The sequence below is a fragment of the Amycolatopsis sp. NBC_00438 genome (genome assembly GCF_036026695.1).
Classification (GTDB): domain Bacteria; phylum Actinomycetota; class Actinomycetes; order Mycobacteriales; family Pseudonocardiaceae; genus Amycolatopsis.
The window spans coordinates 8,393,462-8,418,766 of the sequence record NZ_CP107923.1; the positions used below are offsets into that span (position 1 = coordinate 8,393,462).

General features: G+C 70.6%; 26 protein-coding genes. 16 read left to right on the forward strand and 10 right to left on the reverse strand.

The features are described 5' to 3' along the window. Positions 1 to 43: 43 nt before the first annotated feature. The gene (locus OG494_RS38355) at positions 44 to 682 is read right to left on the reverse strand and encodes an HNH endonuclease family protein (protein WP_328447183.1); all 639 of its coding nucleotides are present in this window, start codon (positions 680 to 682) and stop codon (positions 44 to 46) included. Positions 683 to 822: 140 nt separating this feature from the next. Continuing rightward, positions 823 to 1,503: a hypothetical protein gene (locus tag OG494_RS38360; RefSeq protein ID WP_442874334.1), complete on the reverse strand. Its 681-nt coding sequence runs from the start codon at positions 1,501 to 1,503 to the stop codon at positions 823 to 825. A gap of 77 nt (positions 1,504 to 1,580) precedes the next feature. Between OG494_RS38360 and OG494_RS38365 the strand changes: the two genes are divergently transcribed. Then, entirely contained in the window at positions 1,581 to 2,867 is a 1,287-nt protein-coding gene (locus OG494_RS38365; RefSeq protein WP_328447185.1) for an adenylosuccinate synthase, read from the forward strand. Here OG494_RS38365 and OG494_RS38370 read toward each other — a convergent pair. After that, positions 2,864 to 3,361, reverse strand: coding sequence for an OsmC family protein (locus OG494_RS38370; protein WP_328447187.1), 498 nt, complete (start codon positions 3,359 to 3,361; stop codon positions 2,864 to 2,866). The two genes, OG494_RS38365 and OG494_RS38370, sit on opposite strands and share 4 nt — an antisense overlap. 369 nt (positions 3,362 to 3,730) lie before the next feature. Between OG494_RS38370 and OG494_RS38375 the strand changes: the two genes are divergently transcribed. After that, positions 3,731 to 4,633, forward strand: coding sequence for a TIGR03564 family F420-dependent LLM class oxidoreductase (locus OG494_RS38375; RefSeq protein ID WP_328447189.1), 903 nt, complete (start codon positions 3,731 to 3,733; stop codon positions 4,631 to 4,633). On the opposite strand, the gene OG494_RS38380 is transcribed toward OG494_RS38375, so the two are convergent. Next, entirely contained in the window at positions 4,614 to 6,248 is a 1,635-nt protein-coding gene (locus tag OG494_RS38380; RefSeq protein WP_328447190.1) for a Na+/H+ antiporter, read from the reverse strand. The two genes, OG494_RS38375 and OG494_RS38380, sit on opposite strands and share 20 nt — an antisense overlap. A 149-nt stretch (positions 6,249 to 6,397) precedes the next feature. On the opposite strand from OG494_RS38380, the gene OG494_RS38385 reads away from it, so the two are divergent. Further along, positions 6,398 to 7,630 (forward strand): MFS transporter, encoded by a 1,233-nt coding sequence (locus OG494_RS38385; RefSeq protein WP_328447192.1) that lies wholly within the window; start codon positions 6,398 to 6,400, stop codon positions 7,628 to 7,630. A gap of 75 nt (positions 7,631 to 7,705) precedes the next feature. On the opposite strand, the gene OG494_RS38390 is transcribed toward OG494_RS38385, so the two are convergent. From OG494_RS38390 to OG494_RS38400, 3 genes are all read right to left on the reverse strand, one after another. Next, complete coding sequence (locus OG494_RS38390; RefSeq protein ID WP_328447193.1) at positions 7,706 to 9,256, reverse strand: amino acid permease; 1,551 nt, start codon at positions 9,254 to 9,256, stop codon at positions 7,706 to 7,708. A 71-nt stretch (positions 9,257 to 9,327) separates the two neighbouring features. Then, on the reverse strand, positions 9,328 to 10,251 hold the full coding sequence (locus tag OG494_RS38395) for a serine hydrolase domain-containing protein (RefSeq protein WP_328447195.1): 924 nt from the start codon (positions 10,249 to 10,251) through the stop codon (positions 9,328 to 9,330). 40 nt (positions 10,252 to 10,291) lie between these two features. Then, on the reverse strand, positions 10,292 to 11,428 hold the full coding sequence (locus OG494_RS38400; RefSeq protein ID WP_328447197.1) for a glycerophosphodiester phosphodiesterase: 1,137 nt from the start codon (positions 11,426 to 11,428) through the stop codon (positions 10,292 to 10,294). A 167-nt stretch (positions 11,429 to 11,595) separates the two neighbouring features. Between OG494_RS38400 and purD the strand changes: the two genes are divergently transcribed. The 9 genes from purD to OG494_RS38445 all read left to right on the forward strand — a co-directional run bounded on the left by purD (position 11,596) and on the right by OG494_RS38445 (position 19,515). Then, entirely contained in the window at positions 11,596 to 12,870 is a 1,275-nt protein-coding gene (purD, locus tag OG494_RS38405) for a phosphoribosylamine--glycine ligase (RefSeq protein ID WP_328447199.1), read from the forward strand. Between the two features lie 163 nt (positions 12,871 to 13,033). After that, the gene (locus OG494_RS38410; RefSeq protein ID WP_442874523.1) at positions 13,034 to 13,375 is read left to right on the forward strand and encodes a hypothetical protein; all 342 of its coding nucleotides are present in this window, start codon (positions 13,034 to 13,036) and stop codon (positions 13,373 to 13,375) included. A 25-nt stretch (positions 13,376 to 13,400) separates the two neighbouring features. Continuing rightward, a complete protein-coding gene (locus OG494_RS38415) occupies positions 13,401 to 13,967 on the forward strand; it encodes a DUF3558 domain-containing protein (RefSeq protein ID WP_328459151.1) in 567 nt (188 codons plus the stop codon). 9 nt (positions 13,968 to 13,976) lie between these two features. Then, positions 13,977 to 15,593 carry a hypothetical protein gene (locus OG494_RS38420; RefSeq protein WP_328447202.1) on the forward strand — a complete coding sequence of 539 codons (1,617 nt, stop codon included), beginning with the start codon at positions 13,977 to 13,979 and terminating at the stop codon, positions 15,591 to 15,593. Between the two features lie 2 nt (positions 15,594 to 15,595). Continuing rightward, on the forward strand, positions 15,596 to 16,354 hold the full coding sequence (locus OG494_RS38425) for an ESX secretion-associated protein EspG (RefSeq protein ID WP_328447204.1): 759 nt from the start codon (positions 15,596 to 15,598) through the stop codon (positions 16,352 to 16,354). A gap of 133 nt (positions 16,355 to 16,487) precedes the next feature. Continuing rightward, the gene (locus OG494_RS38430; RefSeq protein ID WP_328447206.1) at positions 16,488 to 16,799 is read left to right on the forward strand and encodes a hypothetical protein; all 312 of its coding nucleotides are present in this window, start codon (positions 16,488 to 16,490) and stop codon (positions 16,797 to 16,799) included. 20 nt (positions 16,800 to 16,819) lie between these two features. After that, the gene (locus tag OG494_RS38435; RefSeq protein WP_442874335.1) at positions 16,820 to 17,956 is read left to right on the forward strand and encodes a transglycosylase SLT domain-containing protein; all 1,137 of its coding nucleotides are present in this window, start codon (positions 16,820 to 16,822) and stop codon (positions 17,954 to 17,956) included. A 90-nt stretch (positions 17,957 to 18,046) separates the two neighbouring features. Then, positions 18,047 to 19,225 carry a pyridoxal phosphate-dependent aminotransferase gene (locus tag OG494_RS38440; protein WP_328447210.1) on the forward strand — a complete coding sequence of 393 codons (1,179 nt, stop codon included), beginning with the start codon at positions 18,047 to 18,049 and terminating at the stop codon, positions 19,223 to 19,225. Between the two features lie 101 nt (positions 19,226 to 19,326). Beyond that, positions 19,327 to 19,515 carry a hypothetical protein gene (locus OG494_RS38445; protein WP_247059237.1) on the forward strand — a complete coding sequence of 63 codons (189 nt, stop codon included), beginning with the start codon at positions 19,327 to 19,329 and terminating at the stop codon, positions 19,513 to 19,515. 28 nt (positions 19,516 to 19,543) lie between these two features. Here OG494_RS38445 and OG494_RS38450 read toward each other — a convergent pair whose 3' ends face one another. After that, the gene (locus OG494_RS38450) at positions 19,544 to 20,122 is read right to left on the reverse strand and encodes an HAD family hydrolase (RefSeq protein ID WP_328447212.1); all 579 of its coding nucleotides are present in this window, start codon (positions 20,120 to 20,122) and stop codon (positions 19,544 to 19,546) included. Further along, positions 20,119 to 21,138: a threonine aldolase family protein gene (locus tag OG494_RS38455; protein ID WP_328447213.1), complete on the reverse strand. Its 1,020-nt coding sequence runs from the start codon at positions 21,136 to 21,138 to the stop codon at positions 20,119 to 20,121. Before OG494_RS38455 ends, OG494_RS38450 begins: the two co-directional genes overlap by 4 nt. A 135-nt stretch (positions 21,139 to 21,273) precedes the next feature. Between OG494_RS38455 and OG494_RS38460 the strand changes: the two genes are divergently transcribed. From OG494_RS38460 to OG494_RS38470, 3 genes are read left to right on the forward strand one after another with little or no spacing between them, the layout of a single operon-like run. Then, entirely contained in the window at positions 21,274 to 21,783 is a 510-nt protein-coding gene (locus tag OG494_RS38460; RefSeq protein WP_328447215.1) for a SigE family RNA polymerase sigma factor, read from the forward strand. Next, positions 21,776 to 22,480 (forward strand): hypothetical protein, encoded by a 705-nt coding sequence (locus tag OG494_RS38465; RefSeq protein WP_328447217.1) that lies wholly within the window; start codon positions 21,776 to 21,778, stop codon positions 22,478 to 22,480. The genes OG494_RS38460 and OG494_RS38465 overlap by 8 nt, the downstream gene beginning before the upstream one ends. Positions 22,481 to 22,514: 34 nt before the next feature. Further along, positions 22,515 to 23,111, forward strand: coding sequence for a TetR/AcrR family transcriptional regulator (locus OG494_RS38470; RefSeq protein WP_328447219.1), 597 nt, complete (start codon positions 22,515 to 22,517; stop codon positions 23,109 to 23,111). 32 nt (positions 23,112 to 23,143) lie between these two features. Here the strand turns inward: OG494_RS38470 and OG494_RS38475 are convergent, their stop codons facing one another. Further along, on the reverse strand, positions 23,144 to 23,845 hold the full coding sequence (locus OG494_RS38475; RefSeq protein ID WP_328447221.1) for a FadR/GntR family transcriptional regulator: 702 nt from the start codon (positions 23,843 to 23,845) through the stop codon (positions 23,144 to 23,146). A gap of 160 nt (positions 23,846 to 24,005) precedes the next feature. Between OG494_RS38475 and OG494_RS38480 the strand changes: the two genes are divergently transcribed. Further along, on the forward strand, positions 24,006 to 25,304 hold the full coding sequence (locus OG494_RS38480; RefSeq protein WP_328447223.1) for an ABC transporter substrate-binding protein: 1,299 nt from the start codon (positions 24,006 to 24,008) through the stop codon (positions 25,302 to 25,304). Position 25,305 lies beyond the last annotated feature (1 nt).

Sequence of the window (25,305 nt, forward strand, 5' to 3'; positions counted from 1 at the left end):
GGACCTGGAGTCCCTGAGGGTGCCCCTCATGGCGAACCGGAGGTCAGCAGCGGCCGAGCATGTCCGTCAGCGCGCTCTTCTCGGCGGTGTTGACGGTGAGCTTGAACTTGGTCTTCACCGCGACCCACATCTTCGCGTAGGTGCACCAGTAGCTCGTGAGCGGCGGCTTCCACTGGTCGGGCGACTTGTCGCCCTTCGACTGGTTGACGTTGTCCGTCACGGCGATGAGCTGCGGGTCGGTCAGGTCGTTCGCGTACGCCTGGCGCTGGGCCGTCGTCCAGGACGACGCCCCGGTGCGCCACGCGGCGGCCAGCGGCACCACGTGGTCGATGTCCACATCGGACGCCGCCGTCCAGGTCTCGCCGTCGTACGGGCTGAACCAGCTGCCGGAGGTGGCGGCGCAGTTCGACCCGGTGACGACGTTCGTGCCGTCGCGCTTCAGCACGACTTCGCGCGTGTCGCAGCTGTTTCCCTGGTCGATCCAGTGCGGGAACTTGTCGCGGCTGTAGCCGGTCTGGGACCCGTCAGCCTTGACGCTCAGCGAAGCCAGCTCGGACTTCGCCGTCGCGGCGGACGGGATGCCCGGCGGGGTGGCGTCGGCGACGCCGGCCAGCGTTCCGGAGAACACCGCGGTAGCGGCGAGGACGGCCAAGGAATGACGAACAGCACGCCTGGTTGGCATATTGCTGCCTCCATGTCAGGTGTGGGGACAGCTCACCCTGATACACCTGAGTGGCGAGTGCAACACGTATAGGTGACATGTTGCTGGCCGTTCGCGAACGCTGAGTGTGCAGATCTGCACTTCAGAGTGAACAGTGCAGGTCAGGCGGCGCCACGAACGAGTCGCAGATCCTCCGTGTGCCGATACCAGGTCCACTTGTTCACCGCACGGTCGAAGACCACGTCGTCGCTCACCGGCCGCGTGGGGATGCAGCCGATCTGGAACGCGCGCGAGTAGAGCGTCGTCGGCCGCTTGAAGACGGTCCCCTTCACGACCCGGACGGCCAGCCCGGGCCCGCCCGGATCCGGTGTCACCTCGATCGACGCGGCCGGCCCGCGCAGCGCGACCTGCTCGTCGCAGTAGGCCACCCCGCGGACGAGCCGCAGCAGCCCGCGCCCGACGAGCACACCACCGACGTCGTCGCGGATCAGCGGCACCGGGTCGACCTCGCCGCGCAACGCCAGGGCGAGCGCCTGCAGCGGCGTCTTCGGCAGTCCCCAGAGCGCGGCGACCGACGAGTCCGGCGACGACGGCACGAACCCGACCGACACGCCGGAGATCGCGTCCTTCCGCAGCAGCCGCAGCACGACCGCGGCGAGATCGGCGTCCGTGCCCGACACGACGAGGTGATCGTGTTCGCCCAGCAAGGGGTCGATTTCCGCCTTGCCGGGACGGCTCGGCACGCGGATCGATTCGACGTCGTCGACTTCCTCGAACCCCGCCGCGCCGTCGCCACAGGCCACCACTATTCCGCGCACCCGCGGGTCCTCCGTTACAGTCATGCACCGGCATTTACCAGCGCCACCGGTGTCCGTCCCGGACACTAAACCTCACGTCGTCGAACACCTTGGAGTGTCACATGCCGGCCATCGTGCTCATCGGTGCCCAATGGGGAGACGAAGGCAAGGGCAAGGCCACCGACCTGATGGGTGACCGCGTCCAATGGGTCGTCCGCTACCAGGGTGGCAACAACGCCGGTCACACGGTCGTCCTGCCGAACGGCGAGAACTTCGCCCTGCACCTCATCCCCTCCGGCATCCTCACCCCCGGCGTGACCAACGTCATCGGCAACGGCGTGGTCGTCGATCCGGGTGTGCTGCTGGACGAGCTGTCCGGACTGGAAGCGCGGGACGTCGACACGTCCAAGCTGCTGATCTCCGCGGACGCGCACTTGATCATGCCGTACCACGTGGCCATCGACAAAGTCACCGAGCGCTACCTGGGCAGCCGCAAGATCGGCACCACCGGCCGCGGCATCGGCCCGTGCTACCAGGACAAGATCGCCCGCGTCGGCGTCCGCGTGCAGGACCTGCTCGACGAGAAGATCTTCCGGCAGAAGGTCGAAGCCGCGCTGGAGTTCAAGAACCAGGTGCTGGTGAAGGTCTACAACCGCAAGGCGCTGGAGGCGAACCAGGTCGCCGACGAGGTGCTCGCGGCCGGCGAGAAGTTCGCGCACCGCATCGCCGACACGCGGCTGCAGCTCAACCAGGCCCTCGAGCGCGGCGAGACGGTGCTGCTCGAAGGCTCACAGGGCACGCTGCTCGACGTCGACCACGGCACCTACCCGTTCGTGACGTCGTCGAACCCGACGTCCGGTGGCGCGAGCGCCGGTTCGGGCATCGGCCCGGGCCGGATCGGCACGGTGCTCGGCATCCTCAAGGCCTACACCACGCGCGTCGGCTCCGGCCCGTTCCCGACCGAGCTGAACGACGAGTCCGGCGAGTACCTGCGCAAGCAGGGCGGCGAGTTCGGCGTCACGACCGGCCGCTCGCGGCGCACCGGCTGGTTCGACGCGGTGATCGCGCGCTACGCGGTCCGCGTCAACGGCATCACCGACTACTTCCTCACCAAGCTGGACGTGCTGTCCGGGCTGGAGAAGGTGCCGGTGTGCGTGGGGTACGAGGTCGACGGCTTCCGCACGCAGGACATGCCGATGACGCAGACCGACGTGCACCACGCGATCCCCATCTACGAAGAGCACCCGGGCTGGTTCGAGGACATCTCGGGCTGCCGCACGTTCGAGGAGCTCCCGGCGAACGCCCGCGCGTACGTCGAGCGCCTGGAAGAGCTGTCGGGCGCCCGGATCTCGGCGATCGGCGTCGGCCCGGGCCGCGACCAGACGATCGTGCGGCACCAGTTCGTTTAGGTCAGCTTCGTGCTGACCGGCGTCTCGTTGCGGAACAGGTCGAGCACCGGGCAGTGCTCGTCGACCTCGCGCTTGAGGTCTTCGTAGCGCTCCCGGCTCGCCGGCCCGTCCAGCTCGACGGACACCCGGACGTCCCCGAAACCGGGGCGGGTGTTGAGCGAGAAGCCGAAAAAGCCGTGGAGGTCGAGGTCACCGTCGACGGTGACCTTGATCGAGTCGATCGGGATCCCGCGCTTCGCCGCCCAGAACTGGTACGTGATCACCTGGCACGACCCGAGCGCGGCGAGCGCGAACTCGACGGGGTTCGCGGCCTGGTCGGTCCCGCCGAGCGCCGGAGGCTCGTCGACGGTGAACTCGTGCCCCCGCACCTTCACGGCGACTTCGGTCTTGGTGCCGGGCTTCAGGGTGTGGTCCACGCTGAAGGAAGCAGCGGCGTTGTGCGGGTCGGCGTCGACGGCCTTGCGAGTGCCGTCGATGACATCGGTCAGCGACATGGGATCTCCTGAAGATCGTGATCGGGATCTCGCCCAGGGTGGGGGATTCTGGCGCGGCTCGCGCGAGTTCCCACGCGCTGGGAGCGGCGGTTCCCGGGATGCGGAAGCGCTTGCCTGACCGGCCGATGCGGGGATCATGGCGCGGTGGTCCGCCTTCTGGCGTGAGCCGGGCTTGCACGGCCATCCCGCCGCCGAGGCCCACCCCGCCCTTCCCTTGGGGGGCCGGTCCCGTCTCCAGCGTATCGGCACCCCCGGCGCGAAAACGGGGCCGGACGAAATCTGTGGACAACCGAACCCATTGTGGATAAGTCCGCTTCTCAAGCGCTGAGAAGCCGGAAACCGGTGGCAGCGCTCGCTAACTTGGAACGCATGACCATCGGAGTCACGCTTCCCTCAGGCGATACCGCCTCCGCGCCCAACCTCGTCGACGAACTCCTGCAACAGGTGCGGCAAGCCGCCGATGCCGGGCTCAAGTCCGTCTGGTTTTCGCAGCTTCCGCTCAGCCAGGACGCCATCACCGTCGCCGCGCTCGCGGGGCGGGAGAATCCCGGGCTCGAGGTCGGCACCTCCGTGGTGCCCATCTACCCGCGGCATCCGCTGGTGGTCGCGAACGCGGCGCAAACCGCGCACGCCGCCACCGGTGGGCGGTTCACCCTCGGGGTCGGGCTCGGCTCGAAGGGCTTTCTCGGGCCCGTCTACGGCGTCGAGTACCCGCCGCCCATCAAGCACCTGCGCGAGTACCTGACCGTGCTCAAGAAGGTCTTCACCGGCGAGGAGGTCGACTTCGACGGCGAGACCGTCCAGGCCCACGCGCCCGGACTGTCCACTGTGGGCGGTGACGTGCCGATCATCGTGGCCGCGATGGGGCCGCAGGCGCTGCGCGTCACCGGTGAGCTGGCCGACGGGACGCTGCCGTTCCTCGCCGGGCCGCGGGCGCTCGCCGAACAGATCGTGCCTCACCTGCCCGCGGGCAAGCGGATCCTCGCCGCCGTGCCCGCGATCGTCACGAACGAGCCCGATGCCGTGCGCGCCCTCGCCGTCGAACAGATGGGTTTCTACGCGCAGATCCCATCGTATCAACGGATCCTGGCCGCGGAAGGCGTCGATCATCCGGCGGACCTGGCGATCATCGGCGACGAGAAGACCGTCCTGGCCGGGCTTCAGCGCTACTACGACGCCGGCGCGACCGACGTCCTCGTGTCGCAGACCGGCCTCCGCTCGTCCGAAGAGCGGCGACGGACCTGGGAGGTGATCAGCTCAATCGGTTCGTGAGCGTCGTCGACACCGACAGCTCCTCCAGGTCCAGCTCACGCAGCATCTTCCCGAGGATCTCGTCGTCGAGCCGGCCCGCGCGGTTCTCCTCGATCATCGCCTTGCGCTGGGTGATCAGCAGCTCGCGCCGGGCCTTCGCGAACTGCGCCTGCGGGCTGCCGGTGCGGTCCTCGCCGGACAGCGTGATCGCCGCCTTGGCGAACCGGTAGCGCGTGTCGACGAGCCGTTCGAGGCGCTCCTTCAGGCGCTGGACCTTCTCCGGCGGCAGGTCCAGCTGGGCGAGCCGGTCGCGGCTGATCTCGCGCAGCCGCGCGTGCGCCGCCTTCTGCGCGACCTCGCGGGCCGCGAGTTCCTCCGCCTCGTCCCGCGAGGTCTCCGAAGGGTCCTGCACCTTCAGCACCCGGATCAGCGGCGGCAGCGTGAGGCCCTGGATGAGCACCGTGCCGATCGCCACCGCGAACGCGAACAGCTGGATCTCCTCACGCCCCGGTGTGCCGGCCGGGACACCGGCGGCCGCCGCGAGCGTGACGACGCCGCGCATGCCGGTCCACGAGATCACCGCGATGGTCTGCCAGTCGGGCGCCCGGCGGACCTGGCCGAACAGCCGCAACGTTTTCGGCAGGTACGCGAAGAGGGCCACCGCCGGGATCCGCACCAGCATCGTCACCGCGAGCACGGCCAGCGCCACCAGCGCGAGGGTGCCGTTGTCGCGGGCCGCGTGCGCCGCGTCGTCGAGCACGAACGGCAATTGCAGGCCCATCAGCGCGAACACCAGCGCCTCCAGCAGGACGTCGATCGACGCCCAGACGGATCTGTCCTGCATGCGCGTCGCCGGTGACGCGTAGAGCGAGCGATGGCCGAGGTAGAGGCCCGCGGCGACGACGGCGAGCACGCCGGAGCCGCTGAACTCCTCGCCGAACGGGTGCAGGTGTTCGGCGGTGACGTACGCGCCGAAGGGCACGATGATCCCGAACGCCGACTCCAGCAGCGGGTCGTCGAGCAGCCGCCGGATCCCGACGACGAGCGCGCCGATCGCCAGGCCGACCCCGATGCCCAGCACGGTCGCGACGCCGAACACCGCGACGCCGTGCCCGGCCGAGCCCGCGGTGCCGGCGACGGCGGCCAGCGCGACCTTGTAGAGCGTCAGCGCGGCGGCGTCGTTGACCAGGCTTTCGCCGGTCAGCACGGTCATCACGCGCCGCGGCAGCCCGAGCTTGCGGCCGATCGCCACCGCCGTCACGGCGTCCGGCGGCGCCACGACCGCGCCCAAGACCAGCGCCGAGGCGAACGGCACGTCCGGCAGCAGCAGGTGCACGACCAGCGCGACGACCACCGCCGTGACGGCCACCAGCACCACGCCCAGCGCGACGATCGGCCGCAGGTTGCGCTTGAAGTGCGTCAACGAGCTTTCGAGTGACGTCGAGTAGAGCAACGGCGGCAGCACGACGGTGAGGACGAGCTCCGGCTCCAGCTCCAGCCGTGGCACGCCGGGGATCAGCGCCACCCCGAGGGCGACCACCACGACCAGCAGCGGCGCGGACAGGTTGTAGCGCCGCGCGATCGCCGTCAGCGCCAGCGAACCGGCGAGCACGCCCATGAGCACCAGGATCTCCACGCGCGTGATCTTCGCGCAGGTAGACGGCTTGCGCTTGCCTTCCGGTGAATGGAAGCGACCTGGATTACGGCAAACCGGATGTGCATACTTGTGCGCACTACGCACACTTGTGCGGATGACGTGCACCGACGCACATCCGGAGGTTCCCCATGTCCCCTGGCACCCGTTCCTGGGTCGTGCCCCTGGCCTGGACCGCCGTTCTGCTCGACGGGTTCGACCTCGTCGTGCTCGGCTCCGTGCTGCCCGTGCTCCTGCGTGACCACGTCTGGGGCCTGACACCCGCCACGGCGTCGATCGTCTCGACGGTCGGCCTCGCCGGGATGATGCTGGGCGGGCTGGCGATCGGCACGATCACCGACGTCATCGGCCGCCGGAAGTCCCTGATCATCTCGGTCGCGTTGTTCTCGCTGTGCACGCTCTTGTGCGCGTTCGCGCCCTCGACGTTCATCTTCGGCCTGCTGCGCTTCGTCGCCGGGCTCGGCCTCGGCGGCTGCCTGCCGACGGCGATCACGCTGGTCACGGAGTACGCGCGCCGCGGCAAGGCCGGCAGCGCGACGACCACGGTGATGACCGGCTACCACGTCGGCGCGGTGCTGACCGCGTTGCTGGCGATCGTGCTGATCTCACCGCTGGGCTGGCGTGCGATGTTCGTCGCCGGCGCCCTGCCCGCGGTGGTGCTGATCCCGCTGATGCTGAAGTTCCTGCCGGAGTCCGAGTCGTTCCAGCGGGTCCGCGAGACCGAGCGGTCGGCCGGGCACGCCGTCGCCGGCCTGTTCCGCGGCGGGCTGCTGCGCGCCACCATCGCGTTCTGGGTGACGTCGTTCATGGGCCTGCTGCTGGTCTACGGCTTGAACACGTGGCTGCCGGAGATCATGCGCCAGGCCGGTTACCCGCTCGGCGCCGCGCTCAGCCTGCTGCTGACGCTGAACGTCGGCGGCATCGTGGGCCTGCTCGTCGCGGGCCGGGTCGCCGACCGCGTCGGCATCCGGCCGTCCGCGCGCGTCTGGTTCATCGCGGGTGCCGTGTTCCTGGCGCTGCTGAGCGTGCGGCTGCCGGCAGTCGGGCTGTACGCCGCGGTGTTCCTGACCGGCTGCTTCGTCTTCAGCGCCCAGGTGCTGGTGTACGCCTACATCGGCCGCATCTACCCGGACGCGATCCGCGCGACCGGCCTCGGCTGGTCCGCCGGCATCGGTCGGATCGGCGCGATCTCCGGCCCGCTGCTGGGCGGCGCGCTGCTGACGGCCGGAATCGCGTACCCGTGGGGCTTCTACGCCTTCGCCGCGGTCGGCGCCCTGGGCGCGGTGGCGGTCACGGTGGTCCGCCCGGGCCACGAGGTCCGGGCCGAAGAACCCGCCCCGGCGCGGGAAGCCCGGGCTTCCTGAGTCTGCCGCGGCTTGTCGTGAGTGTTTAGGGCGGTTCTAACCGCCCTAAACACTCACGACAACTTGCACCGAGCGTCAGCCGAGTTCCTTGAGTTCCTGTTCCACGGCGGCGAGTTCGGCTTCGGAGCCCTGGACCTTGGGGCCCTTGAACCACTTCCGGGCCGAGAGCACCCACCACAGACCCGCGCCGCCGAGCACCACCAGGAACGCGATCGGTGTGTAGTTGAACGAGTCCACCGTCACCGGGGACGCCTGCGGCAGCATGAACAGCACGAAGATCAGCACGACCCAGACCGTCGCGATGATGCCGACCGGCTTGCCCCAGCGGCCGAGGTGCCACGGCCCGCGCTCGAAGTCGTCACCCTGCCGGACCCGCAGGAACACCGGGATCACGTAGGCGACGTACAGGCCGACGACGGCGATGGACGTGACCGCGCTGTAGGCGGTGTAGCTCCACAGGTAGGGCAGCGCCAGGATGAGCGCGCCGCCCGCGCCGAGCCAGACGGCGTTGGTCGGCGTCTGCGTCCGCTTGTTGATCTTGTGCCAGAACTTCGACCCCGGGATCGCGCCGTCGCGGGCGAACGCGTAGATCATCCGCGAGTTCGCGGTCACCGACGCCATGCCGCAGAACAGCTGCGCGCCGATGCAGATCAGCAGCAGGAACTTGCCGGTGACCGCGCCGGTCGCGTCGATGAAGATCTGCGCGGGCGGGACGCCGGTGGCCGAGCCGACCTCGCCGGCGTAGTCCTGGATCGCGAACGTCAGGCCGATCAGCAGGATCCAGCCCGCGACGAGCGAAACGACGATCGACATCACGATGCCGCGCGGCCCGGCCGTCGCCGCGCTCTTGGTCTCCTCGGTCATGTGCGCCGACGCGTCGTAACCGGTCAGCGTGTACTGCGCGACCAGCAACCCGATCGCGAAGACGTAGAACGCCGAGCCCCAGCCCGTCTGGTTCACGAAGCTGCCGAAGACGAACGACGCGTCCTGGTGCTTGGCCGGCACGATGATCAGCACGCCGACGATCACCAGCACGCCGATGAGGTGCCACCACACGCTGACGTTGTTGAGGATCGCCACGATCCGGACGCCGAAGGTGTTCAGCAGGCCGTGCACCACGAGGATGATCGCGAGCAGCAGGATCGTGTGCCCCGGCGTCGCCGAGAAGCCCCACTGCAGGTCGAGGAACGCGTTGAGGAACAGCGCCGCGCCGAAGTCGATGCCCGCGGTGACGGCGATCTGCCCGACGAGGTTGAACCAGCCGGTGAACCACGACCACGCGGGGCCGTTCTTCCGCGCCAGCCGCGCCGCCCAGTAGTACAGCCCACCTGCGGTCGGGTAGCTGGAGCAGACCTCGGCCATGCCGAGGCCGACCAGGATGACGAAGATCCCGACGAGCGGCCAGCCCCAGATCATCGCGGCCGGCCCGCCGGTCTTCATGCCGAAGCCGTAGAGCGTCAGGCAGCCGGACAGGATGGAGATGATGGTGAACGAGACGGCGAAGTTCGAGAACCCCGACATCGTCCGCTTGAGCTCCTGCGCGTAGCCGAGCTGGTGCAAGCGCGCGGAGTCGTCGTCTTGGGCGGGATCGTGGTCGGGAGTGGTCTGCTGGTCGGAGACATCCATCGGGCACCTCTTGAAAGGTATGCGGCCAGACCATTGAATTCGCCGAAGTTAGCCCTGGTGGGCGAGGGGTGTCAAGGCTTCGTCAAGAACTCGTCCAGCTGCCGGAGCAGCGGTCCGCCGCCCCGGTGGTGGTTCGAGATGAGCGTCGCGGTGACGCCGTTCGCGTGCGTGCTCCGGAACGAGACGCCGTGGTCGCCGCCTTCCAGCCGCACGGCGCCGGGCCACGGCAGCCAGAAGCCGAGGCCGTACCGGTCCGTGTGCGGGCGCAGCATCCGGGTCACCCACTCGCGCGCCACGATCCGGCCGCCGAGGAACGCGGGCCAGAACTTCCGGATGTCCGGTGCGGTGCTGTAGATCCCGCCGTCGCCGAAGCCCGCGACCGGCAGGCTGAACACGTTGGTGCGGCCGTCTTCCAGGTAGCCGGTGGCGGTCCGGCCGGGCAGCGCGTCCGACCGGAGGAACGCCGTGTCGGTCATCCCGGCGGGCGCGCAGACGCGCTCGTGCACGAGGTCGGGGAACGGCCGGCCCGCGACCCGTTCGGCGAGCAGGCCGAGGACGGCGAACGCGCCGTTGCTGTACCGGAACTCCGTGCCGGGCACGGATCTCTGCGGAAAGCCGTCGAGCGCGCCCAGGTAGTCGGCGGAGGTGGCGAGCAGCGGAGTCGGCGGTGGATCCGCCTCTTCGTCGCAGTAGTCGCCGATGCCGGAGGTGTGCGTCAGCAGGTGCTCGACCGTCACGGCGTCGTCGATCAACGGCAGGTCGGCGCCCAGGATCGAGCGGGCCGTCGTCTCCAGCGAAAGCCGTCCCTCGGCGATCAGCCCGACGACGACCAGCGCGGTGAACCCCTTGGTGCCGCTGGCGATCGCGAACCGCGTGTCGGCGGTGTTCTCGACGCCGTAGCCGCGGTGCGCGAACCCGCGCGCCTCGGACACCAGCGTCTCGTCGCCGCGGCTCACCAGCACCACGCCGGAGAACGCCGTGAGGGGCACCTTCATGGACGAAGAGTCCCTGAAGGTGCCCCTCACGGCAAAGGGATTACCGGCCCAGGAACGCGTGCAGCGACTCGAGCGCCGTGTCGGCCTGGTCGGCGAAGAAGCCGTCGACGCCCGCCTGGAGGAACGCCGCCTCCTCGGTGAACACGTCACCGTAGGCGTCCGGCTCGGCCGAGGACCGCAGGTTGGCCGGCAGGAACGGGTTCTCGTTCCGGAACGTGTACGGCTGCACCTTCAGGCCGGCCTTGTGCGCGTCGGCGACGATCGCGGACGGCTTCGTCAGGTTCCCGGCGGCGTCCAGCGGGATGATCTGGCTCTTGTCCGGCCCGAGGTACTTCGCGTACTTCGCGACGTCCTTCAGCCCGGACGCCGAGACGATGTCCGCGTACGTCCGCTTGTCACCGCTCGCGACGAAGTCCGCCGGGGCGCCGGTCGCCGACGTCAGCTGCAGCAGCGGCGTCCGGACCTGCTTGTGCAGCGCGATCAGGTTCGACACCTCGAAGGACTGGATGATCGCCGGCGCGTCCGGCCGGTCGAGGCCGTTGCGCTTCAGGGCCGAGACCAGCTTCGGCTCGATCGGGTTGCCGATCGACTGGAAGAACGTCGAGTGCTTGACCTCGGGGTAGGTGCCGAGCGTCCGGTGCAGCTGCTTGCCGAGCCGCTTGGTCAGGTCGAGCACCTCCTGGAAGGAGGCGATCTGATAGCGCCCGTTGTACAGCGTGTTGTGCGGCCGGTTGACCGGGATCCGCTCGACCGCGCGCAGCGTCTTCAGCTCGGCCAGCGTGAAGTCCTGGGTGAACCAGCCGGTCGTCGAGACGCCGTCGATCACCAGGGTCTTCTTGCGGGACGCGAACTCCGGGTGCCGCGCGACGTCGGTGGTGCCGCCGATCTCCGGCTCGTGCCGGGCGACCAGCTGGCCGTCCTTCGTGGGCACGAGGTCGACATCGACCCAGTCGACGCCGAGGCGGTAGGCGAGCTCGTACGAGGCGAGCGTGTGCTCCGGCCGGTACCCGGGCGCGCCGCGGTGTCCGATGATCACGGGATCATCGTGACCCCGCCCGTGCGCGGCCGCATCGGCGGACCCGGTCTCGGCCGCGTTCGCCGACCCGATCGCGAATCCGGTGACGCTCAGCAACGCCAGTCCGGCGAGTGCCAGGACGCCGACACGTTTGCGCTTCATCTGGTGACCTCTTTTCACAGGGTGTGCCCTGACTACCCGCGTCACCCTTGATGCCGCAAGCGTCCGAAGGTCGTACCTGGGCGGTCAGCGCGGTAAACGACACGTGGACACCCGCCCCGGGGACGGCGGGATGTCCGGCGCGGAGCCGTCCGGATACGCTGTGCGGCGTGCGCGTACTGGTAATCGGCTCCGGCGCCCGTGAGCACGCTCTCGTCCTCGCGGCGTCCGGCGACCCCACGGTCACCGCCCTGGCCTGCGCGCCCGGCAACGCCGGGACGGCCGCGATGGCCGAGCAGCTCGGTGTCGAGGCGGCGGACCCGGACGCGGTCGCCGCCCTCGCGAAGAGCTGGCAGGCCGACCTGGTGGTGATCGGGCCCGAGGTCCCGCTCGTCGCCGGCGTCGCCGACGCCGTCCGCAAGGCCGGCATCGCCTGCTTCGGCCCGTCGGCCTCGGCGGCCCGCATCGAAGGCTCGAAGGCGTTCGCCAAGGACGTCATGGCCGCGGCGAACGTGCCGACCGCGCGCAGCGAGGTGGTCGACAACCCGGCCCGCCTCGACGCCGCGCTCGCCCGCTTCGGCCCGACCTGGGTGGTCAAGGACGACGGCCTCGCCGCGGGCAAGGGCGTCGTCGTCACGACCGACTACGACGTCGCCCGCAAGCACGCCATCATGCTGCTCGACGGCGGCCACCCGGTCCTCCTGGAGTCCTTTTTGGACGGTCCGGAGGCCTCGCTCTTCTGCTTCGTCGACGGCCACACCGTCGTGCCGCTGCTGCCCGCGCAGGACTTCAAGCGCGTCGGCGACGACGACGCCGGCCCGAACACCGGCGGCATGGGTGCCTACGCCCCGCTGCCCTGGGCGCCCGAAAACCTGGTCGACGACCTGGTCGAGCGGGTCGTCCAGCCGGTCGCCGACGAGCTGGTCGCGCGCGGCGCGCCGTTCTCCGGCCTGCTCTACGCCGGGCTCGCGCTGACGTCCGAGGGCCCGCAGGTCATCGAGTTCAACTGCCGCTTCGGCGACCCGGAGACCCAGGTCGTGCTGGCCCTGCTGCGCACGCCGATCGCCGGGCTGATGCAGGCCACGGCCACCGGCAAGCTCGCCGAGCACCCGCCGCTGGAGTGGTCCGGCGGCGCCGCGGTCACCGTCGTGATCGCCGCCGACGGTTACCCGGGCAAGCCGCGCACCGGCGACGTCATCACCGGCGGCGAGATCGACGGCGTGCTGCACGCCGGCACCCGGCGTCGTGACGACGGCGCGGTCGTGTCCTCCGGCGGCCGCGTGCTGTCGGTCGTCGGCACCGGCAAGACGCTCAAGTCGGCGCGCAAGCACGCGTACGAAGCCGTGGAGAAGGTGCACCTCGCGGGCTCGCACCACCGCACGGACATCGCGCTCAAGGCGGCGAACGGCGAGGTCGGCGCCCCGGTGGCGCAGCAGAACGCGTGAGCTGACGCATCGCGGGAACCGGCGGGGGACGAACTTCGTCCAAACTCAGGCTGCTGCTACACCCAGGTTGGTAGCCTCTTGAGGAGTCGGCCGGTCACTGTCGGTTTCACGTCAGGGGAGAGCATTGTCAGGACCCTCGTACGACCTCAGCACGGCCGTCCCGGTGGCGCCGGCCGCCGCGGACGTCCTGGTCCACCCGGACAAGGTCCTCGCCGTCGCCCGGATCGTCGAAGAACAGGCCAACGCCCTCGAAGACCAGCTGCTCACGCGGCTCGGCGAGCTGCGGATCGACGCGCCGTCCGCCGACGTGATCAGCACCCAGTCGATGGCCGCCTGGAACTCCCTGATCGCCGACGGCGACCGCTCCTACGCGGGCCAGGTCCGCGAGTACGTCGCGGGCCTCAAGCGCCTGGTCTCGCAGCTGCGTGACGCCGCGAAGGACTACCAGGTCAGCGAAGACGAGAAGGCGGCGGTGTTCGGTGACCGCGGCAAGCACGGTGCGTAACCGGACCTTGCGGATCACCGGGGGCGTGCTCGCCACAGCGGCGCTCGCCGGCTGCTCGGCGGGCACCGAAGGCACCCCCTACCCGGTCGAGACGGCCGCGACCGCGGCGTCGCAGAGCGCCAAGGCGGCTCAGCTGCCGCAACGGCCCGCCGAACTGACCCTGCAGGGCGTGAACCTGTGCGACGTCTTCCCGCAGGTGCAGCTCGACGCGCTGAAGATCACCAGCACGCCCCGGGAAGCGCCGGAGCAGGACGGACCGACCTGCGTGTTCGACGCGGACGGCGCCGAGCCGGTGCACTCCTACCACGTGCGGGCGGTGTCGTCCGACCTCGAGCAGTGGATCACCGGCGCCCGCAAGAAGAACAGCATGACCACCGAACCGAAGAACATCGGCGGTTATCCGGCGCTGACGAACTACCGCGCGGCCGGCGAACCGGCCGACTGCGAAACGCTCGTCGGCGTGGCGAGGGGCCAGACGCTGGCCGTCCAGACCTTCGCCATCACCCGCGGCCAGCTCACGCAGCCGCAGCTGTGCGACATGTCGGCGCACGCCGCCGACCTGGCGCTGCAGTCCTTGAAGTCACGCAACTAGGGAGGGCGCGTGGAATTCTCCGAGCTCGCGGCCGGGATCCAGGACCACCGGTTCGACGGCTGGACCAACACCGCGATCGCCGACCAGATCACGCGGATGATCACCGGCGACGGCACCGGCAGCATCGGCACCGCCGTCGACGCGCTGAAAGCCGTCGCGACGGCGCTCGCCCACACCGACCAGACGCTGCGCGCCCAGCTGCTCAAGCTCGGCGTCGAATGGCAGAGCCAGGCCGGCGGCGCGGCGAGCCAGGTGCTCACCGAGCAGGCCGGGTTCTCCCAGGACGCCACCACGAAGGTCGCGCACGCCGCGGAGATGGTGTTCGAGCAGGGTGAGGCGTTCAACCGCACCAAGTACAAGCTCCCGGACGCCGAAACGGTCCGGAAGGGCGCGGGCGGCTACACCCTCGGCGACGGCCTGCTGCTGAGCCTGATCGGCTTCGAGACCGACCACGCCCGGCAGGTCGAGGCCGCGAACAACGCCAAGGCGCAGGCGACGCAGGCGCTGAACGAGTACGCGCAGGACAGCGGCACCAACCTGCTCTCGACGCAGTCGCTGGCCGACCCGGAGTCGCTGAAACTGGCCGCCCCCGGCGTCACGCCCGGCGTGCTGGACGTCGCCGCCGCGTCCGTCGCGGTCACCCCGGACGGCAGTGTGCGGCCGGCGTCGGACAAGGTCCGGTCGGTGCACGTCGACCCGCCGGTGGTGCAGCCGGTGTCGCACACCGTCCACGCCGACCCGCCGACCCCGGCCTACGGCACCCCGGTCCAGCAGCAGCAGCAGCCGTCCCGGCCCGTGGCGCCGCCGCCGCGGCACACCGGCGCGACCGCCCCGGTGAGCCAGGGCACGACGCCGAGTTCGGCGACGGCGCCCTCGAGCGCGAAGCCGCCGACGTCACCCGGCCCCGGCTGGGTCAACGCGCCGGGCCGCGGCACGTCCGGGGAGCCCGGCCGGCCGGGTGGATTCAACCCGGGCCTGCCCGGTGGCGGCGACCCGAACACCTTCGTCCCGCCGGGCGCCCCGGGTTCGGCCGGCTCCGGCCAGCTGCCCGGCGGTCCGGGCACCGGCTCGACGTCGACGTCGCCGATCAAGGCCCTCGGCGGCGGCGGTGCGTCCGGCGCCGGCGTGACCGGGCTCGAAGGTTCGGCCGGCGGCGCGAACCGCGGCGCGGACGGCCTGCTGGCGAAGGGCCGCACGGTCGGCTCCGCCCCGCAGGCCCCGATCGCCCCGGGGCAGTTCACCGCCGAACGCGGGTTCGCGGCGAAGCCGGGCGCGACCCCGGGCGAGCTGGGCGCGGGCGCGGCGGCGGTCGGCGCGGGTGCCGCCGGTGGCGCGCTCGCCGGCGACAAGGACCGCCAGAAGCGCGGCCAGAGCCAGTCGAAGGGCCCGGTGCGGCCGCTGCCGGTCGGCGAGCTGCCCGAGGAAGAGGCGGCCGCGCTGCGGAAGTCGGAGCAGATCGGCACTAAGCAGAAGGGCGAAGATCCGAAGTTCCTGTCGAAGGCCGCGCCGCAGGAGGAGGACGCCGAGCACGTCCGCCGCTTCGGCGTCGACGACCAGGACCTGTTCGCCGACCAGCGGATGGTCTCGCACGACGTGATCGGTGACCACGACGGGGACGGGCACTGACCGTGACACTGGTGCTGTCCGCGCTGGAGTTCGACGTGCTCTGGGAGTCGCTCGAACTGCCCCGCCGGCACGTCGTGCTGGACGTGCCGAGCGGGGGAACCACCCGCACGGAACGTCTCGAGCTGGTGGACGCGGCGTGGGCGTCGCTGGGCGAACGGCGCCTGGCCCGCAACCGCCGCGTGTCCGGCGAGATCGCCGACATGCTGCACCTGCTGGCGCGCCCGCAGTCCGGCATCGACGTGTGGGTCTGGGCGGAGCGCGAGATCCGCGGCCGCGCGGTCAGCGTCCGTGGCCAGGCGGTCCTGGCGGTGCTCGACAACAACGAGGTCTGGCTGATCCCGGCCACGGAGGACGGCCTGCCGGAGGCGGCGGTCTCGGTGACGGGCGACCTGGGCCCGGGCATCGGCCAGACGGTCAGCATCCCGTACGACACCCTGCGCGCGGCCGACGCGGCCGCGAAGGGCGACCCGAAGGCGCTGGTCACGGCGTTGGAAGACCAAGGCGTGGTGCTGTTCCAGGCCCAGGAGCTGTCGGGAATGCTGCTGGGCCAGGAAGCCCGCGGCCAGTTCGGCGCGGAACGCACGGGCCGCGACGGCATGGCCCACCGGGCACCCCGGGTACTGGCGTTCTTCGACACGGACGCGGGCCGCTACCTGTTCCAGGTGGCCAAGGACCGCGACGGCCGCGAGTGGGCGACCGTGACGCCGGCGGACAACGCCCTGCTGGCGACCCGGATCCGCGAGCTGATGGCGGAGGCCTGAGCCCCGCCGGGTGGAAGTTGGCGGAGATCGGTACGCACCGTGCGCGGGACGTCATAAAGTATGCGGGGAACCGTCCTGGTCGTGACGACGTCTGATCGGGCGGACACCAGTTTTCCGAAGGGGATGACGAACCGTGCCTGTCTACGACACCGACTCGATGGCCATCGCGGCCGGCCAGGTGGAGAAGCTGAAGGACGAGTTCGAGAAGTCCAAGCGGAAGGTCACCGGCTTGGACCACGAGAAGGAAAGCCCCTTCGGCGGCATGGACGACAAAGGCGACGCGCACGGCGCGGTCGGCAAGTTCAAGGACGGCGTGCACAGCCAGTTCGACGCCGCGGGCAAGCACATGGAGGCGCTGGGGTTCGCCATGCGCAAGGCCGCCGGTTTGATCGCCGAAACCGACCAGGTCGGGGCGAGCGACCTGAAGCTGCACGTCGACAAATGAGCTGAGCAGGGGGCACGAGAGTGGCATTGAACGGGGTCGGCGCCGGAACACCGGACAATTGGGACGCCTTCATGAAGAAGGTCGACCAGGTCGAAAAGGTCAATCTGCAGAAAATCACCGACGCCGCGACGCAGTTCCGCGACGCCGGGAAGAACGCGGGTGACCACAATGCCTCGCTGAAGACCTCCACCGAGGCGCTGGACGCGAAGGTGTGGGCCGGTCCGGCGGCGGACCAGTTCTTCACCTACGTCCGCCAGGTCCGCGACGCCGGCACGAAGGTGCAGACCCACCTCGAGGACGTCGCCAAGGACCTCGACGACCTGCAGCAGAACCTCGCGCAGATCAAGAAGACCGTCCAGGACAAGCAGCTGGCCGCGGAAAAGGCCGTCAACGACCGCAACACCACGGCCGAGACAGCCATGAACAAGGCCCTGGCCGACGCCAAGACGGCGATCGACAACGGCAAGCCGGCCCCGAGCCCCAGCGCGGCCGAAATCCTCGCCACGGCCAAGACCGACATCCACACCATCACCGCGGGCTACGACGGTGACGTCGCCGGGCTGCAGACCCAGGCCGACACCGCGATCAAGGCCTCGCAGAAGCTGATGTCCCAGCAGATCGAGGGCGGCTACGACCAGGTTCCGCTGCCGGCCAGCACCCCCTCGGCGCCCAAGAGCACCGGCGGCATCCACTCCAACGGCGCGTCCCACGGCGGCGGTGGGGGCGGAGGCGGCGGTGGTGGGGGTGGCGGCGGTGGTGGCCTCGGCCCCAGTGGCGGCCCGCCCGCGTCACCGCCCCCCGGGAACGTCCAGCAGTGGATCCAGGAGGCCATCAAGGCGCTCCAGGCCGCCGGCGTGCCGGTGACCGACGCCGACATCCCCAACATCTGGGCGATCATCCAGCACGAGTCCGGCGGGAACCCGAACGCGATCAACAACTGGGATTCGAACGCGGCCGCGGGGCACCCGTCCAAGGGGCTCATGCAGTGCATCGACTCGACGTTCAACGCGCACAAGCTGCCCGGCCACGACAACATCTACAACCCGGTCGACAACATCATCGCCGGCGTGAAGTACTCGATCGACCGCTACGGCGGCCTCGGGAACGTGCCCGGCATCAAGGCGATGGCCCACGGCGGCGCCTACCAGGGCTACTGAGCCAAAAGCCGTGAAGGCCTCCTTACCGGCCATAAGAGCCGGGAAGGAGGCCTTCACGGCTTTTCGGTGACCGGGAGCTAGCCTGGCGGCATGGTCGACCTCGGAGCCTTCGCCGGGCCCGCGCTGCGGGCCGCGGTGCCGCCCTTCCACGTCATGGACGTCCTTTCCGCGGCCGGAGCACGGCAGCGCAGCCACGGCGATCTCGTGTCGCTCGCCGCCGGGCAGCCGTCCGCACCCGCGCCGAAACCCGTGCTCGATGCCGCGGAGAAGGCGCTCCGGAGCGGCACCCTCGGCTACACCGAGCAGCTCGGCGTCCCCGAGCTGCGGGACGCCGTCGCGGGGCACTACCAGCGGAAGTACGGCCTCGACGTCTCCGCGCGGGACGTCGTCATGACGACCGGGTCGTCCGGCGGGTTCCTGCTGGCCTTCCTCAGCGCGTTCGACCCCGGTGCCCGGGTCGCGATGGCGCGGCCCGGCTACCCGGCCTACCGGAACCTGCTGTCGGTGCTCGGCTGCGAGGTCGTCGAGTTCGCGACGACCGCCGAGACGAACTTCCAGCCCACCGTGGCGCTGCTCGACGAACTCGGGCCGATCGACGGCCTGATCGTCGCGAGCCCCAGCAACCCGACCGGCACCGTGCTGCCGCCCGGAGAGCTCGCCGCGATCACCGGCTGGTGCGCGTCGCACGGCGTCCAGCTGATCAGCGACGAGATCTACCACGGCGTCTCCTACGGTGCCGAACTTGAGTGCGCGTGGCAGTTCGGCCGCGAGCCGATGGTGCTCGGCAGTTTCTCGAAGTACTTCGCGATGACCGGCTGGCGGCTCGGCTGGATGCTCGTGCCGCAGCGCCTGCACCGCGCGGTCGACGTCCTGACCGGCAACTTCACCATCTGCCCGCCCGCGGTCTCGCAGTACGCGGCCATCGCCGCCTTCACGTCCGAGGCGTACGCCGAGGCCGACGCGCACGTCGAGCACTACCGCGCCAACCGCGACCGGCTCTTCGCCGGCCTGAAGGGCATCGGCCTCGACAAGCTCGCCCCCGCCGACGGCGCCTTCTACGCCTACGCCGACGTCAGTGCCCACACCGAAGACAGCCTCAGCTGGTGTCAGCGGCTGCTGGCCGACACCGGGCTCGCCATCACCCCCGGCATCGACTTCGACCCCGTCGACGGCGGCAAGTACGTGCGCTTCTCCTTCGCGGGAAGCGCCGGCGACATCGACGAGGGCGTCCGCCGGCTGGGGGCCTGGCTGGGCCAGGGGGAACCCTGATTCATCCCTGAACGTTGCTCTTCCGAGGGGAGTTTCCCCGGCCGAGGTGGCACGCTTGAGTCACCGGGCCGGAGGGGCCACGGGAAGACATCGGAGGAGCCATGTTCTGGAAGATCGTCGGCGGCCTGATCGTCGCCTGGGTGGCGTTCATGGTGCTGGGTGCCGTGATCGGCTTCGTGTTCAAGGCTGTTCTGTGGATCGCCATCATCGGCGGCGTGATCTTCCTCGGCACGGCCGCCTACGGCGCCATCAGCGGCAAGAAGGACCCCAAGCGCATCAACCGCTACTGAGCGGGACGCCGGAGCGGCGCCGGGCGGCTCAGTCGAGCCACGCCCGCGCCGCCTCGGCGCCGTTCCACAGCTGGGCCTTGAGCCCGACCGCCTTCGCGCCGTCCACATTGGACTGACGGTCGTCGAAGAACAGGCAGTCGCCCGGCTCGGCCCCGAGCTGCTCCAGCAGCAGCTCGAAGATCTTCGCGTCCGGTTTCACGCACCGGACGTCGCCCGAGAACAGCGTCACCTTGAACAACCGCGCCCAGTCCTGCGCGCGGACCCACTCGCCGAACACCGACGGCGCGTTCGAGAGCAGGGCCAGCGACGCGCCCGCCTCGGCCAGCGCTTCGAGCAGGTCCTTCGATGACGGCTCCAGGTGCGCCCAGCCTTCGACGTCGATCCTGGTCAGCTCGTCGGAAAGCGCCTCGTCGACGGGCCGGCCCACGGCGTCGCCGACCGCCTGCCAGTACTCCAGCGGCGTGCTGCCGGCGTCGTAGGGGATCCGCAGGTCCCAGTAGGCCTGCTCGAACGCCGGCAGCGGCGCGCCCAGCTTGGCGGCCAGCTCCGGCCGGGCCGCGCTCGGCTTGCTGAGCACGTCGCCGTAGTCGAAGACGATCCAGTTCACTGTTTCTCCATCCGGCGCAGGGTTTCGTCGATGTCGGCCGCGCTCAGGTCCCGGTGCGTGACGAACCGGACCTTGCCCGACATCGGGCCGGTGCGGATGCCGAGCGAGTCGAGCCAGGCCAGCGCCGCCGGGACGTCGGGCACCTCGGCCAGCACGATGTTCGTGTCCGGCGTGTTCGTCGGCCAGCCGTGTTCGTTCAGGCCTTCGGCCAGCCGCCGCGCGTTCTCGTGGGAGGCGGCCAGGTCGGGCACGCGGTCCAGGGCCACCAGGCAGGCCGCGGCCAGGACGCCGCCCTGCCGGACGCCGCCGCCGAGCATCTGCCGCATCCGGCGGGCCCGTTCGACGAAGTCCACGCTGCCCGCGACGACCGAGCCGACCGGCGCGCCGAGGCCCTTGCTGAAGCAGGCCGACACGCTGTCGACCCCGACCGTCAACGCCGCCGGCGGCACCTCCAAGGCCACCGCGGCCTGCCAGAGCCGGGCGCCGTCGAGGTGCACGGTCAGCCCGGCTTCCTTGGCGACGGACAGCAGCTGAGCGTGCTCGTCGGGCGGGGTCACCGCGCCGCCGGCCGCGTTGTGCGTGTTCTCGAGGCAGAGCAGAGATGTCCGTAATGTGAAGTACGGCCCGGGTTGTCCGATCGCCGCTTTGAGGGTGCCCGGCGAAGGGCGGCCCGGGCCGCCGTCGTGCGCCAGCGCCTCCGGCATGCCGCCGGCCAGCCACGCGGCCGAGCCCAGCTCGTTGGCGAGCACGTGCGCGCCGCGCGTCGCGAGGAACCGGTCGCCGCGCTGCAGGTGCAGGCTCAGCGCGACGAGGTTGGCCATCGTCCCGCTCGGCACCCACAGGGCGGCCGGCATGCCCAGGACGTGCGCGGCCCGCTCTTCGAGCTGGGCGACGGTCGGGTCGCGTTCGAGCACGTTGTCCCCGACCTCCGCGGAGGCCATCGCCGCCCGCATCGTGTCGTCCGGCCGGGTGACGGTGTCGGAACGGAAGTCCAGCGGCTGCGGCGTGAAGGTCACGGAGTGATCACATCACACCGGCCGGACGGGGATCAATGAGCCCTTGAGTGGTCGAACCCGGGCCGTCCGTGCAACCGTGGACGCCCCTGATTCCGTCCTACCCACCGACGACAACAGAGCGGAGCACGACAGCGCGTGGATCAGCGCGACGAACAGGAGTTCGCGGAGTACTTCGCCGCCCGGCGGGACGCCGTGCGCCGGACCGCGTACATGCTCTGCGGCGACTGGCACCGGGCGGACGACCTCGCGCAGACGGCGTTCGTCGCGCTGCACCGGAGGTGGAAGAAGATCAGGGATCGCGCGGCGACCGACGCGTACGTCCGCAAGACGCTCGTGCGGGCGACGATCGACGAATCGCGGCGTCCGTGGCGGCGCGAGTGGCAGACCGAGACGTTGCCGGAGCGGGTCGACGACGGCCCCGGGCTCGACGATCTCGTCGCGACCCGGGAAGACCTGCTCGCGGCGTTGGAGGAAGTGCCGCCCAAGCAGCGGGCGGTGCTGGTCCTGCGGTTCTTCGAAGGACTGGACGTGACCGGCGCGGCGCAGGCCCTGGGCTGCAGCGAAGGCAACGTGAAGAGCCAGACCGCCCGCGGGCTGGCGAACCTGAAGCAGGTACTCGAACGGGAGGTGGAGACCAATGGATGAGCAGGAGCTGCGCTCGTTGTTCTCCGCCGCGCCCGGTGACGGGCCTTCGGCGGGGTTCACGCAGGAAGACGTCGTCCGCGAATCCCGCCGCCAGACCGTGCGGCGCCGGAACCGGATCACCGCCGGGGTGAGCGCCGCGGCCCTGGTCGTCGTCGGTTTCGGCGCATACGGACTGCTCTCCGGGGGTACCCCCGGGTCACTGACCGCGGCGAAGGACAACGCCGTGTCGGCGCAGTCGGGGCAACCCGGCGTCGGCCCGGCACGTCCTCAAGCCGGTGGGGAGTCACCGAACTTCACGTCGACGCCGCCCCAGCAGGGGGGCAGCGGAGACGGGAAGACCGGCCAGCTGGCCGAAGGCGCCTCCGGGTGCGAAGAGGTGGACGGGGAGCTCGCCATCGCCCTCGCTGGCGAGCTCCCCGGCCACTTCGCCGCTTCCCAGGCGTCCCCGGGCAGCGCCTGTACGACGGCGTCGCGGTCCGCGGGGTTCCCGGTTCCGGGCGGCGAGGTCGCCGCGGCGGTGTACCCGAAGGGCATTCCGGCGGCCTTCAAGTCCCAGCCGGCCGGCACGGTGACGGCGCGGGTGGCCACGGCGTCCGGCGGCACGTTGGTGCTGGTCAGCGTCCCGGACGCGGCGAACGCGGCCCCGTACGCGGGTGACGTCGACCGGTTCGCGAGCGAACTCGCGCCCCGCTTCTGAGCGGCCGCCGGGCCGCTTGGCAGAATGAGCGGCCATGACCGCTGCGGCAACTCCCAAGGGGGAACGACGGCGCGCCGCGCTCGTCGAGGCCGCCGCGAAGCTGCTCGTCGAGGGCGGGTTCGACGCCGTGCGGCACCGTGCGGTGGCCGAGCGGGCCGGGCTGCCGCTCGCGTCCACGACGTACTACTTCGACTCGCTGGAAGACCTGGTCGCGGCGGCCGTCGAGCACCACGGCAACGCCGAGCTCGACACCGGCCGCCGCCGGCTGGAGGAGCTCGCGACCCGCAACCGCGGCGTCCAGGCGATGGTGGAGCTGGTGCTCGACCTGCTGCTCGGCCCGGAGAGCGGCGACGAGGCGGCGGACGCCGAAGCCGTGCTCCTGCGCTACGAGCGCCTGGTCGCCACCGGCCGCCGGCCGTACCTGCGGCCGCTGATGCGGACGCTGTCGGTGCAGCTCAACGAGCTGCTGACGGAGATCTTCGCCCGTTCGGGCACGCCGGTGAGCGAGACCGAGCTGGAGAAGCTCGTGGCGCTGGTCGACGGCGCGGTCGTCAACGCCCTGATCGCCGTCGACCCGGCTCCCCGCGCCGCGGCGGCCCGCATGCTCCAGGCAGCGCTCGACGGCTCGTGAGTGGTTAGGGCGGTTCTAACCGCCCTAACCACTCACGAGCGGGTGCGCTGAGCTTTCGCCAGGTCGTCGCGGGACTTGGTGACCAGCGCCAGCATCGCCTGCTCGGCCGCCGCCGGGTCCTGAGCGATGATCGCGTCCAGCACCTTGCGGTGCGACGGCACCGGGTCCTCCGCCGCCGACGCGCCGTGCACCACCTTGTCGCGCTCGGCGAGGCCGATCGCGATGATCCGCTCCATCCGCATCAGGAAGTTGTTGTGGGTCGCGGTCATCAGCCGCCGGTGGAAAGCCAGGTCGGCCTGGACGCTGGCCTCCGGACCGTCCGCCGCGGCCATGTCGTCGAGGGCCTCCCGCAGCGACTCGACGTCCTCATCGGACGCTCGCTCGGCCGCGATCCGCGCCGCGGCCGGTTCGACGACCGCGCGGACCTCCGTCAGCTCGTCGAGCAGGCCCGGGTCGTCGGCGGCCGCGGTCTGCCAGCGCATGACGTCGGCGTCGAGCATGTTCCACTTTTCGCGCGGCTGGACGAACGTGCCGCGCTTCTGGCGCGCGTCGATCATCCCCTTCGCGGCCAGCACTTTCAGGGCCTCGCGCAGCGCGGTGAGGCTGATGTCGAGCTCTTCGCGCAGCGCCGGCAGGTCGAGGACGGTGCCCTCGCCCCACTCGTTCGAGAGGATCCGGCTGGCCAGCGCCTCCACGGTTTGGCCGTGCAGCCCGCGTGGCCGGTGTTCGGTCAATGGAGGAGCCCTCTCAGCTGGCGGCGATCTAGCTGGCTGCATCCTACGCCGCCTGCGAAGTCGTCATAAATTATGAATACATCTTGACAGCGACGGCGCCCGGTTGCACTCTTTGGCAGCAGTTACGCCCGTGCGGACATCGAGACAAAGGGGTCAAGAGATGACGAGTGCCGGCCTGTCCCGCCGTCGTTTCCTGCGCAACGCGAGCTTGGCCGGGCTGGGCGCGATCGGCTCGAGCAGTTTCCTCGCCGCCTGCGCCACTTCCGCGTCCAACGGCCCGGTCAAGCAGGCCGCCGGCGCGGTCACCGTCCAGTCGAACCTCTCTTCGCCCGAGTCGAAGAAGGCGATCGAGGCGCTGGCGAACGCGTTCAGCGCGAAGGGCGGCACGAAGGCGACGGTCAACACCGTCGCGTCGGAGACCTTCCGCACCCAGCTGCCCAGCTACCTCACCGCGGCCAACCCGCCGGACACCTTCACGTGGTACCCGGGTTCGCTGCTGTCGGGCTACGCGCGCAAGGGCCTGCTGCTCGACGTCGGCGACGTCTGGCAGACCATGGGCAACTACAGCGCGGCCTTCCGGTCGCTGTCCGGCGACGGCGCCGGGCACCAGGTCTTCGTCCCGACGTCGTACTACTGGTGGGGCTTCTTCTACCGCAAGTCGAACTTCGCCAAGTGGGGCGTGCAGCCGCCGACGAACTGGAGCGAGTTCCTCGCCCTGTGCGAAACGTTGAAAAGCAAGGGCATCGCGCCGATCGGCATGGGCGCCGGCGGCACCACGCCGTGGACCGCGTCGGCCTGGTTCGACTACCTGAACATCCGGATCAACGGCGCGCCGTTCCACCGCGAGCTGCTGGCCGGCAAGCAGCGCTTCGACGACCCGCGCGTCAAGAAGATCTTCGACCCGTGGCGCCAGGCGCTGCCCTACACCGACCCGAACGGCACCGCGATCGCGTTCCAGGACGCGACGACCGTGCTGCTGCAGGGCCGCACCGGGATGATCCTGACCGGCACGTTCTTCGCCGACGCCGCCCCGAAGGACGCCCTGGACGACCTCGACTTCTTCCAGTTCCCGATCCTCGACCCGGCCGTCCCGGTCGCCGAAGAGGGCCCGACCGACGGCTTCTTCGCCAGCGCGCGCACCCCGCACGTCGCCGAGGTCAAGGAGTGGTTCTCCTACGCCGCGACGGCCGAGGCGCAGGAGCTCTACATCAAGAACTCCTCCGGCACGGTCCTGCCGACCAACCCGGACGCCAAGGACAACGGCACGCCGCTCGTCCGAAAAGGACGGAAGCTGCTCACCGACGCCAAGGAGATCACGCAGTTCTTCAACCGCGACTCCTCCGACGCGCTGCAGCCGACCGCCGACGCGGCCCTGATCCGGTTCATCCAGAAGCCGAACGAGCTCGACTCGATCCTGGCCGACTGGCAGACCGCCGCGCAGAAGGTCTGGCAGTCCTGAC

What these genes read in the sequence shown, in the direction of transcription:
- OG494_RS38355 (WP_328447183.1), bottom strand. Translation starts at nt 682, where the DNA reads ATGCCAACCAGGCGTGCTGTTCGTCATTCCTTGGCCGTCCTCGCCGCT.
- OG494_RS38360 (WP_442874334.1), bottom strand. Translation starts at nt 1,503, where the DNA reads ATGACTGTAACGGAGGACCCGCGGGTGCGCGGAATAGTGGTGGCCTGT.
- OG494_RS38365 (WP_328447185.1), top strand. Translation starts at nt 1,581, where the DNA reads ATGCCGGCCATCGTGCTCATCGGTGCCCAATGGGGAGACGAAGGCAAG.
- OG494_RS38370 (WP_328447187.1), bottom strand. Translation starts at nt 3,361, where the DNA reads ATGTCGCTGACCGATGTCATCGACGGCACTCGCAAGGCCGTCGACGCC.
- OG494_RS38375 (WP_328447189.1), top strand. Translation starts at nt 3,731, where the DNA reads ATGACCATCGGAGTCACGCTTCCCTCAGGCGATACCGCCTCCGCGCCC.
- OG494_RS38385 (WP_328447192.1), top strand. Translation starts at nt 6,398, where the DNA reads ATGTCCCCTGGCACCCGTTCCTGGGTCGTGCCCCTGGCCTGGACCGCC.
- OG494_RS38390 (WP_328447193.1), bottom strand. Translation starts at nt 9,256, where the DNA reads ATGGATGTCTCCGACCAGCAGACCACTCCCGACCACGATCCCGCCCAA.
- OG494_RS38395 (WP_328447195.1), bottom strand. Translation starts at nt 10,251, where the DNA reads ATGAAGGTGCCCCTCACGGCGTTCTCCGGCGTGGTGCTGGTGAGCCGC.
- OG494_RS38400 (WP_328447197.1), bottom strand. Translation starts at nt 11,428, where the DNA reads ATGAAGCGCAAACGTGTCGGCGTCCTGGCACTCGCCGGACTGGCGTTG.
- OG494_RS38440 (WP_328447210.1), top strand. Translation starts at nt 18,047, where the DNA reads ATGGTCGACCTCGGAGCCTTCGCCGGGCCCGCGCTGCGGGCCGCGGTG.
- OG494_RS38445 (WP_247059237.1), top strand. Translation starts at nt 19,327, where the DNA reads ATGTTCTGGAAGATCGTCGGCGGCCTGATCGTCGCCTGGGTGGCGTTC.
- OG494_RS38465 (WP_328447217.1), top strand. Translation starts at nt 21,776, where the DNA reads ATGGATGAGCAGGAGCTGCGCTCGTTGTTCTCCGCCGCGCCCGGTGAC.
- OG494_RS38470 (WP_328447219.1), top strand. Translation starts at nt 22,515, where the DNA reads ATGACCGCTGCGGCAACTCCCAAGGGGGAACGACGGCGCGCCGCGCTC.
- OG494_RS38480 (WP_328447223.1), top strand. Translation starts at nt 24,006, where the DNA reads ATGACGAGTGCCGGCCTGTCCCGCCGTCGTTTCCTGCGCAACGCGAGC.